Genomic DNA, 11,796 nt, shown 5'->3' on the forward strand with positions numbered 1-11,796 from the left:
AACTTCATCCGCCGAAGACGCTGAGCGCGCTTTTATGTCAGCGTTAATCAGGCAATGCGCCGTCAGCATGCTGTTCCATAAACTCCACCATGGCCCCTTTATGGGCTTCGACATGACGAATATAGCGCATCAGCGTCTCCGGCTTTTTCCAGGTGCCTTCCTGCATGATTCTGGCTATGGGGTAGCCTTTGTCTGCCATATCCTGTGCTGCGCCAACCCTTGCGCTGTGGCCACTCCAGCCGGTATAGCGATTTTTATTGGCTTTCACGCCTCCGGTTTTTCCCGCACAGCGCCAGGCGCGTTCGAAAATCTGCTCCAGAGCCCGGGTGCTCATAGGTTTTTCGGCTGGGAGGGAGCGTCCCGAGCGGTGGACAGCGGTAAACAGATAGGCATCGGGCTGGCCGGAAAGCCCGGACGCGTCCAGCCACTCCTCCATTCGCTGGGTGGAACGCGTACTGAGGGCTTTAATTAATCCACCGGTCTGTACGACGGTTTTGGTCCAGGCCACATCCAGAATGATACGTCCATCACCGGCACGCATCACATCACGCACCCGTAACCGCGACAGTTCACTGATACGCAGCAGCGTTGCGTATGCGACGTGCAGAAAGGCCAGATCGCGGCGCGCCTGAAGGCTGTCAGCACCTGACCACTGCCTGTCCAGCGCCAGCAGATCGCTCAGCCTGAAGGGCACAGCCTGTCCCGCCCGCTCGCCACTCATCACCGCCACCCGGTTTATCTTCTTCATCGCACGAAAAACCTGCGGCGAGGTGTTGGGCACGGGCAGACCTGCGTTACGGTGTAACATCGAAATCAGAGCCGCATGTGACGTGACGGTGGAGGAAGCCCGCCCGCTGTCAGCCAGGAAAGTAAGATAGTCGCGCAAATCATCGGCGCTCATCGGCAGAAAGCTGCGCTGATTTTCTTCCGACCACTGATTGCAGATCCGCATCACGCTCAGAAGCTGTCGCCACGTGTTAGGCGAGAAGGCCTCTTTGTCCTGCACAAATTGTCTGAGGCGTTCAGCGATATCCCCGCTCCGGTTCATCTGCAGTTCAGTTAACGGCACTAACTCTGTCATTTTTGCTCACTGATTGACCGAAAACGGCGTTGATCGCGCTACGTGAATTCTGAGAAAAAAGCAGGGGATGAGCCCGCCAGAATTTACGTAGCGCTGCCATTTTACAAAATGGTTTTGACTGTCTGTCATCATAACCCGGCGCATCCATACTGTCATGACTTCGTATAAGAATAATTATACGAAGCCAGCAAGAAGAGCCACTTTTTCATCAGGAGGCAACGACGGCCGCAAGGAATCTACTGACATTCGCGAGGATATCGACACCGGATAGAAAGTGACAGGAAAGAGGCTCAGGAATGAAATTCAGAAATCGCGCCAGAGGTTTATCCGAATTTAAGCGAGAAGGCAGCGAAGCTGATGGTTTATTTTTAACTCAGAATCTTCAAGTCCGGTCGTGAAGTAATTAGCCATCTGGCGTTGATTAAAAAACTGCGATGCTATATTTCCCTCCGCTTTGGATATCACCCGAAACGCTGCGGACACGTTATCTGCGCCCCCTGCTTTACTCCTGAAAAATGCGCCTTAACGCCGTTAACAATCCAATGAGGAGAACATGAAATCAGCATATAAATCTAAATAATCGCATATCAGAGATTTAAGTTTCATGCAGAGTAGGGCGTAAGGTAACGTTACGCCACAATAGCAGAGCACGTATAGCCAGCATTAACAAAAGAATAACTAAACCCGGCTGCTTTTTATTCATTACGGCATCAGAAAATAATTACATCCTTTACATTTCAGATTCACGATTCCTTATTTTAACCCGTATTTACCGGTGTTTTCTCAGAGATCAGAGAGAGCGCCCCCCTAAGCCAGGATGAGTTAATGGAGACTATTTCATGAAAAAAACATTATTATCATTATCCCTGACAGGTCTGCTTTGCGCGCCCGCCATTACGCTGGCACAGCAGCCGGAAACCTGCATTAAAGCCTCTGAACAGGATGTCGCCAGCCTGTTCGACAAGTGGAATGACACGCTGGCAACCGGCGATGCGACGAAGGTTTCGCAACTCTATGTCAGTGATGCGGTATTACTGCCCACTATCTCCAATCAGGTCAGACTCACCGATCAGGAACGGATTGATTATTTCAAAGACTTTCTGAAAAAAGGGCCGCGCGGTAAAATCAACTCCCGCACCATCAGAACCGGCTGTAATAAAGCAATTGATGCCGGCGTTTATACCTTTACGTTTAAAGATAACACGCAGGTAACCGCGCGCTATACGTTTACTTACGTCTGGGATGGAAAAGGCTGGAAAATTTCGACCCATCACTCCTCGGCAATGCCGGAGTCGGCAAGCAAATAATTACAGCGCATCATCACTCTAAAATTAAAACCAGCCTCTGAAGCTGGTTTTAATTTTATATAAAACCGACAGTTTCCCTTCTGCAGTACCAGCCATATATGCATTTAAAATGCAAAGCTGTAATATGAATTAGCTTTGCGTATATTGTAATAACCGCGCTATTTACTTCGTTCTGACCAGCTGCCTATTATCGCTTTCAACGTTTATTAATGTGATGCACTCAATATCAGCCTGCCTGATTTGAAGTCTCGCTCTTTTACCGGAAGCGCCATGAATCTTATTTCCGATCCACCCGAAACCTTTCAGGTGGCTATCATAACCTGTCGAAAACAGGCCATTCAGGCCGCGCATGCGCTGGCTGAACAGGCGAAACCGGGTGCTGTTGCCCGGGATCAGCAGCGGCTCTATCCCCGTGAACTGATCAGCCAGTTTACCCGGCTCGGACTGGGCAGCATCAGCGTGCCACGCCGCTTTGGCGGTGGCGGGCTGGATTTCCAGACCGTGGCGGAGGTCTTCCGCATCATCTCGGCCAGCGATCCCTCCCTGGGCCAGATCCCGCAGAATCACTTTGGCCTGATCCAGTTCATTCTTGGCGAAGGCGAACCGTCACAGCAGGAAAAATGGCTGCAGGCGGTGGTCAGTGGCAAGCGACTGGGCAATGGTGGCCCTGAAAAGAACACCCGCCATACGCGCGACATCCAGGCCCGACTGGTGCGTGAGGGTCAGACATCGCGTCTGAGCGGGGAGAAGTTCTACTCAACCGGCGCATTGTTCGCGGATATCCTGGTTACGACCGCACTGCAGGAGGACGACAAGCCGGCCATGGCTTTTATCCCGCTGCCTGCCGAAGGGGTGGAGATCGTGGATGACTGGTCAGGGATGGGTCAGCGTACCACCGCCAGCGGAACGGTAAGGCTTGATCGGGTCATCGTCGGGCCTGACGCAATCATTCCCCTGCCATCGTCAGACAAACCGACCCTGCGAGGTGCGGTGTCACAGCTGATTCAGGCAGCGATTGATGCCGGTATCGCGCAGGGCGCGCTGGACGATGCGCTGGAGTTTGTCCGTCATCACTCACGTCCCTGGGTGGATGCAGGCGTCGCTCGCAACGCTGATGATCCCTATATCCTGGCTGACATCGGGCGCATCAGTACCGAACTGAGTGCCGCGAATGCCCTGCTGCGACGGGCGGCCCGGGTCCTTGATTCGCTGGCCTCGCAGCCTCTGACGGCGGAAAACAGCGCCGCCGCCTCAATTGCCGTGGCGGAAGCCAAGGTGCTGACCACCGATATCGCGCTGCGTGCCAGCGAAAAGCTGCTGGAATGGGGTGGAAGCCGCGCGACGCTGCTGCAGCATGGACTCGACCGCCACTGGCGCAATGCCCGCACCCACACGCTGCATGACCCGGTGCGCTGGAAAACCCACGCCATTGGCAATTACTACCTCAATGCGATCTACCCTGCGCGCCATGCGTGGATTTAAGGAGAAAGAATGAGTCAGGTTCAGCCGAAACAGCCCGCCGACCGCCTCCGCAGTGAGCAACAGGCGCTGGACGTGGCCGCGCAACTGGCGCAGGCGTTCCGTGCGGGTGCCGCCGAGCGGGATCGCGAACGTGAGCTGCCCTATGCCCCCTTGCAGAGACTGTTTCAGTCAGGCCTGGGGGCGATCACCGTTCCAAAGGCGTATGGCGGCATTGCAGTTTCAACCGCCACGCTCGCCTCCGTTATCACCCTGCTCAGTGAGGCCGATGCGGCGATAGGGCAGGTTCCGCAGAATCACTTCTACGCGCTGGAAGTCCTGCGCCTCAACGGCAGCGAATCACAAAAGCAACGCTTTTATGGCGAGGTACTGGCTGGCGTCCATCTGGGAAATGCACTGGCGGAATTTGCCTCCCGCGCGGCACATCAGCGCACCACACAGATCCGCGATAATGTCCTTAACGGCACGAAATTTTACGCCACCGGTGCGCTGTTTGCCGATCGCATTCCCACGGCAGCGCGCGACGAAGACGAGAAAGAGCTGCTGGTATTTGTGCCCCGACATCAGGCAGGCGTGACGGTTATTGATGACTGGAGTGGCTTCGGCCAGCGTACCACCGGCAGCGGCAGCGTCCTGTTTGAGAACGTCAGGGTGGAGGCAGACGATGTGGTGCCGTTTCAGACCGCATTTGAGCGGCCGACCTCGCTGGGCCCTTTTGCACAGATCCTGCATGCCGCGATCGATCAGGGCATTGCCCAGGCGGCGTTTTATGACATGCTCGACTTTCTGCGTCAGCGTGCCCGGCCGTGGCCAGACAGCGGCGTGACCCGCGCCTGTGAGGACCCCTTAACGCTCGATCGCACCGGGCGTCTGGCGGCACGGTTGCGGGCCGGCGAGGCGCTCATCGCGGAGGCGGGTGCAGCCATTGACGTTGCGCAACAACAGCCTGACGCTGATACGGTGGCGCAGGCTTCGATTGCGGTGGCGAAGGCGCGCGCCTGGACCACCGAGGTCGCACTGGAGGCCGCTAACCTGCTATTTGAACTCGGCGGCACACGGGCCAGCCTGCGTGAATATCATCTCGACCGCCACTGGCGCAATGCGCGCACTCACACCCTGCACGATCCAGTGCGCTGGAAATATCCCGCGATAGGCAACTTCCTGCTCAATGGCGTACTGCCACCGCGCCGGGGTACGCTATGAGTCAGAAACAGGTTCTGCTCAACGCCTTCAACATGAATTGTGTCGGGCACATTCATCACGGCATGTGGACACACCCTCAGGATCACTCCACCGAATTCAATAGCCTGAGTTACTGGACCGATCTGGCACGCCTGCTGGAGCGCGGGCTGTTCGACGGACTGTTTATTGCGGACATCCTGGGCGTCTATGACGTTTATCAGCAGGGTATCGGGCTGACGGCGAGCGAGTCGATTCAGCTGCCGGTCAACGATCCGCTGATGCTGGTTTCAGCCATGGCGGGCGTCACACAGCATCTCGGTTTTGCGGTGACCGCCAACCTCAGCTATGAAGCACCGTTTCCCTTTGCCCGTCGTCTCTCAACGCTCGACCATCTTACGCAGGGGCGGATTGGCTGGAACATCGTCACCGGCTACCTGGACAGTGCTGCACGGGCGATGGGTAACAAACAGCTGCTGGCGCATGACCAGCGTTACGCTCAGGCGGATGAGTTTCTCGACGTCAGCTATCAGCTCTGGGAAGGCAGCTGGCAGGATGATGCTCTCGTCGTCGATCGCCAGCGGCGTCTTTATGCCGATGCCAGCAAAATTCATCCCATCAGACATCAGGGGGAATTTTATCAGGTTGAGGGGTATCACCTCAGCAGTCCGTCACCTCAGCGCACGCCGCTGCTGTTCCAGGCCGGCACCTCTGCCCGTGGCATTCAGTTTGCGGCGCGTCATGCCGAGTGCACGTTCGTCAATGCCGCGACACCCGCGGCAATGCGTCAGCAGACGCAGCGGCTGCGTGAAGCGGCGACCGCAGCGGGCCGCCGTGCAGAGGACCTGCGTATTTTCATGGGAGTCGGTGTGATTGTGGCTCCGACCGAGCGGGAAGCGCAGGAGAAGCACCGCAGCTATCTCGAATATGCCAGCCCGGAAGCGGGTATCGCCCATTTTTCCAGCTCGATTGGCCTCGATCTGGCAGCTTTCGGTCCCGATGAGCCCATCATCAGCGGTGAAACTCGCGCAATAGAGTCGGTCAGTCAGGCGTACAGCGGCTGGACCCGCCGTCGCCTGCTGGAGCAGCACGCCATGGGCAGTCGTTATCCCCTGATTATCGGCAATCCCGCGCAGGTTGCGGAGGCACTGCTGCAGTGGATGGATGAGGGAGATATCGACGGCTTCAACCTGACCCGCATTCTTAACCCGCAAAGTTACCGTGATTTTATCGAGTTAGTCGTGCCGGAATTACAACAGCGCGGTCGCTACAAAACGGCTTATCAGCCCGGCTCACTGCGCAACAAACTCTTTCAGCAGGATCGCCTGCCCGATCGCCACCCGGCGGCGCAGTGGCGTCATGCCACCGGCCGTCGCTGATCCGCTTAACCTCAAGGAATCATCATGACACGTACAAACAGATTACGCGCTACGCTGGGCGGCTTGCTGCTGACACTCTCTGCCGTCGCCGCTGCGGACTATTCCGGTCCGCTCAAAGTGGGCACGACCGCGGCCTTTGCCCCGCCGCTGGAGACGGCGGTGGCGGAAGCGAAAAAGCAGGGGCTGGCGGTTGAACTGGTTGAATTTACCGACTGGACTGCGCCCAACGTCAGCGTGGAGAATGGCGATATCGACGTTAACCTGTTCCAGCATAAGCCTTTTCTGGAGAACGCTAATCAGTCAGGAGGGTTCCATCTGGTCGCTTATGCGCCTGCTATCATCAACAATATCGGGCTTTACTCTAAAAAGCACAGCGCCATTGACCAGGTGCCGGAAGGGGGCACCGTCGCCATCGCCAACGATCCAATCAACGGCGCGCGTGGCTTACTCCTGCTGCAGAAGGCGGGGCTGATTACCCTCAAACCGGGCGCCGGACTGAAATCCACGGTCGATGATATCGTCAGCAATCCTAAGAAGCTGAAAATCATTGAGGTCGAAGCGGTACAGCTCTCACGGTCGCTGGAAGAGGTTGACCTGGCGCAGGGGTATCCGCACTATCTGCGTCTGGCGAAAACCATCGATCCGAATCACGCGCTGCTGTTCGACGGGCTGGAACATCCGGAGTATGTGATTCAGTTTGTGATTCGGGAGGGGCACCAGGACGATCCGCGCCTGGCAAAATTTGTCGATATCTATCAGCATTCGCCGGTGGTACGCGCCAGCCTCGACAGCTTCTACGGCAAACTCTATCAGCCGGGCTGGAGTCAGTAACGATGGTCAGCATGGTCATTCCTGACGCGACGGCGTTGCCCCATGCCGCCGCCGCAATCCGCACCCACGCTGCTGCTCACGTCAGGCTGGAAGCGGTCAGTAAACGCTATCCCGGTCAGACGGCCGATGCGCTGCATCACATCAATCTGGAGATCCAGCGCGGTGAGATTTTCGGCATCATCGGCCGCAGCGGCGCAGGTAAATCCACGCTTATCCGCTGCCTGAATCGCCTGGAAGATCCCACCGGTGGACGCATCGTCATCGACGGCACCGACATCAGCGCGCTGGGCGCGCGGCAGCTGGTCGAATGGCGGCGCAGCACGGGCATGATCTTTCAGCACTTCAATCTGCTCTCCGCCAAAACCGTCAGACAGAACATTGAGCTGCCGCTCAGGGTTGCCGGCGTGCCGGCGGCGGCGCGGGCGCGAAAGGTGGATGAACTGCTGGCGCTGGTCGGGCTGGAAGCGCGGCAACACGCCTGGCCTGCACAGCTCTCCGGGGGGCAGAAGCAGCGCGTCGGTATTGCCCGTGCGCTGGTGCACGACCCGGAACTGCTGCTGTGCGATGAGGCCACCTCAGCACTCGATCCCGAAACCACGCGTGCGATTCTGGCGCTGCTGAAAAAGATTAATCAGCAGCGTCATATCACCATTGTGCTGATCACACACGAGATGGATGTGGTGCATGACCTTTGCCACAACGTGGCGGTCATCGATCAGGGGGAAATCATCGAACGCGGCCCGGTCTGGCAGGTCTACAGCGACCCGCAGCAGGAAACCACGCGTCAGCTGCTCAATCCCGGTCATCAGACGCTGCCCGAATCCGTTGCCGCCCGCCTGAGTGATCACCGGCTGCATCAGGATGCGCGGCTGTTACTGCGTTTGCGCTACACCGGACAGGGTGCCCGGCCCGACATCGGCGCGCTGGGCGCGCGGGTGCCGGGGGAAATCACGCTGATCCACAGCGCGATTGAGTGGGTGGAACAGAAACCGGTGGGGCAGCTGCTGGTGCTGCTGGATGCACAGCATGAGGCGCAATCCGTCACCGCTCAACTGGCGCACATTGCCGATCGACTGGAGGTAGTGGGTTATGTCACAGGCTATTGATCGTTTGTGGACCGCGTTACTGGACACCCTGCTGATGGTTGGCGTCTCCTCTGCGCTGGCTCTGGCGCTGGGGTTGCCGATGGCGGTGATTCTGGTGGTCAGCGGACGGGGCGATCTCTTTCCCAGTCCGGCACTCAATCGGGTGCTGGGCTGGATAGTGAATCTCTTCCGCTCCATACCCTTTCTGATTCTGATGGTGGCGTTAATCCCCTTTACCCGCTGGATCGTCGGGACGACCTACGGCGTCTGGGCGGCCGTCGTGCCGCTGACCCTGGCGGCAACCCCGTTCTTTGCCCGCATTGCGGAGGTCAGCCTGCGGGAGGTGGATAAAGGGCTGACCGAAGCGGCGCAGGCGATGGGTTTTCATCGCTGGCACATTATCTGGCATGTGCTGCTGCCGGAGGCGCGCCCTGGCATCGTCAGTGGTTTCACCATTACGCTGGTCACCATGATCAACGCCTCAGCCATGGCGGGTGCCATCGGTGCCGGGGGATTAGGGGATCTGGCCTATCGCTATGGCTACCAGCGCTTTGACATGCAGGTCATGGTGACGGTCATTGTGGTGCTGGTCGCACTGGTCACGCTGCTTCAGTTATGCGGAGACCGGCTTTCGCGTCGTCTGAATCATCGCTGAGCGGGTAAGGCCGGGAACCCCCGGCCTTAGCGATCTCACGCGCCTTCGCCATTGCCTATCTGCCAGATGAAAGTCGGATCGCTGCCGTTCACTTCCCAGTCACCCACATTGCGGATTTTGTAGATCACCGGGTTGTGTGATGAGACCGTGCGGGCGTTGCGCCAGTGGCGGTCCAGTGCCTTGCTGACGCGGGTGTCCGACGCACCAAGCGCATTAAACAGCTCCGTGGCGGCCCGCGTCACCAGCTCCGTGGCTACGGTCTGCGCTTTAGCAGATTCCACTTCTGCCAGCACGTTAGCCGCGTGAAGGGCAGCGTCATCCGCGCCGCTGAGCTGTAACTCAAACGCCCGCTGCAGTGAGTGGGTCGCGCGCTCAACGGCGGCTTCGGCGGCCCAGGCCCAGCTGCTGATCTGTCCGACCACCTGCAGCACCTGCACATCCTGCCTCACCTGAGGGGCGTTGCCGTGACTGTAAATCCGCTTACGCTGCGCCACCCCCTGTGCCGCATCGCGCACCACCGCCCGGCCAATTCCCGCCAGCGTCGCGAGCAGGACATGCTGGTAAAAAGCGGTCTGATAGCGGAAGCGCTCGCTGAAATCATAAACGTGGGGCTGCTCAACCCCGGCCTGATGAAAGCGGGTGGTGCCACTGCCGGTCAGCCGCTGCCCGAAACCATCCCAGTCGTCATCGCGCTCCACCCCGTTCTGGTGCGTGTTCACCAGCGCAATCACATCACGGCCGTTGTCCGTCCGCTTTGCATAGACATCGATCCAGTCGGCATAGAGGGTTCCGGTGCTGTAAAACTTTTCACCGCTGATCACCCATCCCGCCGGCGCGGGGGAAACCTGCGTGATCACCTCACCCAGCTTCACCGCGCCGACCTCGCTCCAGCCGCTGCCCACCAGCTCACCGTCGACGAAACGCCGGAACCAGCGACGGCGTGCGTCGCTGTCAGGCTGGTTCAGGCGATCCTCGATAAAGGCAAAGTGCGCGCGCAGCGCCTGTGGCAGGTTCGAATCTGCCTCGGCCAGGTCAGTCAGTAACGAAAAGAGCTGGGGCAGCGAAACACCAAAGCCGCCGTCCTCTTTCGGGATTCGCAGTGTGCCGAACCGGGCCTCTTTCAGCCAGCGGATCGGCTCATGCAGCAGCGTGCGTCCGGTTTCCCGTGCCGCCGCCTCGCTGGCAATACGGTCAAAAAGCGGTCTGAAATGGTCACGCAGCGCGGCAAATTCAGTCGGGTTGAGTTCAGACATGATCGTCTCCTGTGGCGGGTTGTTCATCAATGTCCTGTCGGGTCGGTTCAAACCGGACGATCAACAGGAAAATAATCGGAATAAGGGCGGCGAGAGAGACAATCCAGAACATATTGGTGCCGTAGCGCGCCTGCAGAATGGGCAGAATAAACAGCGCCAGCGCACTACCAATGCCGGAAAGCGAGCGGCTGAAGCCGACGCCGGTGGCCCGGATATGCGTCGGGTAGGAGAGTGCCGGATAGATCATCAACTGCGCACCCGGCCCGAAACCTTCAGCAAACAGCCAGAGACCGAGCATCAGCACCGCCACCACCACACCCGTCGTCGCCTGCGGATGACCAATCAGTGCCAGCGAGATCAGCGCGATAAACTGCAGCGCAAAGCCGGCAATCGCCACATGACGGGAGGGAAATTTCCACGCCAGCCGCATGCCCAGCAGGCCGCCGGTAAAGGCAAACAGCGCATTCAGTCCCAGCGAGGCAGAGATGGTTTCGAAGACGCCCGCTCCCAGAAACTGCGCAAGGATCGACGGCAGGAAGAAGGCGATGGCGGTGTATTCAAAGGCGATACAGACGTTCATCACCCCACTGACCAGCGTGCGCTCGAGATAAGGCTTCTGAAACAGCACCCGGAAACTCACTTTCGGCGCCGCCTTCACGGTAACGTCTCTTTCGGGCTGCACTTCATGCGCCTCGATGCCGTAAGAGTCGCGCAGGATACGCACCGCACCGCGCAGATCGCCCTGATTAGCCGCCCAGAGAGGAGACTCGTTCATGAATCTGCTGCGCACCGCAATAATCAGCAGGGCCGGTACGGCACCAAACAGCAGCGAGGCGCGCCACAACCAGTCGATGTGTTCAGCAGGCAGCAGAAAATAGAGCGCAAAAATAATGAAGAAACAGGCGGATGAGGCGGCATACCACATCGGGCACCAGGCCGCGAGGCGCGACGCTTTATTGCCTTTGCCGGAGAATTTAGAAAACTCGGCCAGATAAGCCATGGCTACCGGCAGATCGATCCCCACGCCGATCCCCATCAGAAAGCGCGCACCAATCAGCACCCAGACGTTGGGTGCCAGACCCGCAGCGATGGCCGAGACGACAAAGAAGAGCATATCCGCCATAAATACGGAGTAGCGGCCATATTTATCAGTCAGCCAGCCGCCGATCAGATTGCCCACGATAGTGCCGATCATGATGGAGGAGGTCACCAGCCCGGTGAGCACCGGCGTCAGGCTGAACTCTCTGACGACATCATCAATGCCGTAAGAGAGCGTCGTCAGGTCGTAGGCATCAAGAAACACACCGCCCAGCGCCAGAAACACGATCCAGCGGGCGTAGCTGTTTTTCTCACTTTTACTGTTGATAAGCCGGGCCACGTCGCTCACCGAACGCACCGGCGTGGAGTGGGGCGGCGGGATGGTCAGGGTGTCGTCAATATTCAGTGTACTCATCGTATCCTCGTTATTGTATTCAGCAGGTAACGAGGCTTTTATAGGTATTCCCGGGGCAGTAAACAACCAACAAATATGGATAACGATTATAATA

10 protein-coding genes are annotated in these 11,796 nt (G+C 58.2%); 7 read left to right on the top strand and 3 right to left on the bottom strand.

What is annotated here, in order from left to right; translation table 11 throughout:
• Positions 1–43: 43 nt before the first annotated feature.
• On the bottom strand, positions 44–1,081 hold the full coding sequence (locus FJW00_RS09540; RefSeq protein WP_140923829.1) for a tyrosine-type recombinase/integrase: 1,038 nt from the start codon (positions 1,079–1,081) through the stop codon (positions 44–46).
• An 839-nt stretch (positions 1,082–1,920) separates the two neighbouring features.
• Here FJW00_RS09540 and FJW00_RS09545 point away from each other — a divergent pair.
• From FJW00_RS09545 to FJW00_RS09575, 7 genes are all read left to right on the top strand, one after another.
• Positions 1,921–2,388, top strand: coding sequence for an SgcJ/EcaC family oxidoreductase (locus FJW00_RS09545; RefSeq protein WP_009093142.1), 468 nt, complete (start codon positions 1,921–1,923; stop codon positions 2,386–2,388).
• Positions 2,389–2,658: 270 nt separating this feature from the next.
• Entirely contained in the window at positions 2,659–3,870 is a 1,212-nt protein-coding gene (locus tag FJW00_RS09550; RefSeq protein WP_140923831.1) for an SfnB family sulfur acquisition oxidoreductase, read from the top strand.
• Positions 3,871–3,879: 9 nt separating this feature from the next.
• The gene (locus FJW00_RS09555; protein WP_140923834.1) at positions 3,880–5,070 is read left to right on the top strand and encodes an SfnB family sulfur acquisition oxidoreductase; all 1,191 of its coding nucleotides are present in this window, start codon (positions 3,880–3,882) and stop codon (positions 5,068–5,070) included.
• Positions 5,067–6,425 (top strand): LLM class flavin-dependent oxidoreductase, encoded by a 1,359-nt coding sequence (locus tag FJW00_RS09560; protein WP_140029897.1) that lies wholly within the window; start codon positions 5,067–5,069, stop codon positions 6,423–6,425. Before FJW00_RS09555 ends, FJW00_RS09560 begins: the two co-directional genes overlap by 4 nt.
• Positions 6,426–6,449: 24 nt before the next feature.
• A complete protein-coding gene (locus FJW00_RS09565; protein WP_046103094.1) occupies positions 6,450–7,256 on the top strand; it encodes a MetQ/NlpA family ABC transporter substrate-binding protein in 807 nt (268 codons plus the stop codon).
• Between the two features lie 2 nt (positions 7,257–7,258).
• A complete protein-coding gene (locus FJW00_RS09570) occupies positions 7,259–8,362 on the top strand; it encodes a methionine ABC transporter ATP-binding protein (RefSeq protein WP_140923836.1) in 1,104 nt (367 codons plus the stop codon).
• On the top strand, positions 8,346–8,996 hold the full coding sequence (locus FJW00_RS09575) for a methionine ABC transporter permease (RefSeq protein WP_009093148.1): 651 nt from the start codon (positions 8,346–8,348) through the stop codon (positions 8,994–8,996). The genes FJW00_RS09570 and FJW00_RS09575 overlap by 17 nt, the downstream gene beginning before the upstream one ends.
• 35 nt (positions 8,997–9,031) lie before the next feature.
• Here FJW00_RS09575 and FJW00_RS09580 read toward each other — a convergent pair whose 3' ends face one another.
• Positions 9,032–10,249, bottom strand: coding sequence for an acyl-CoA dehydrogenase family protein (locus FJW00_RS09580; protein ID WP_140923839.1), 1,218 nt, complete (start codon positions 10,247–10,249; stop codon positions 9,032–9,034).
• A complete protein-coding gene (locus tag FJW00_RS09585) occupies positions 10,242–11,702 on the bottom strand; it encodes an MFS transporter (protein ID WP_140923841.1) in 1,461 nt (486 codons plus the stop codon). The genes FJW00_RS09580 and FJW00_RS09585 overlap by 8 nt, the downstream gene beginning before the upstream one ends.
• Between the last annotated feature and the right edge of the window lie 94 nt (positions 11,703–11,796).

Origin of the sequence: Pantoea anthophila (assembly GCF_006494375.1) — a bacterium.
GTDB classification, from domain to species: Bacteria; Pseudomonadota; Gammaproteobacteria; order Enterobacterales; family Enterobacteriaceae; genus Pantoea; species Pantoea anthophila.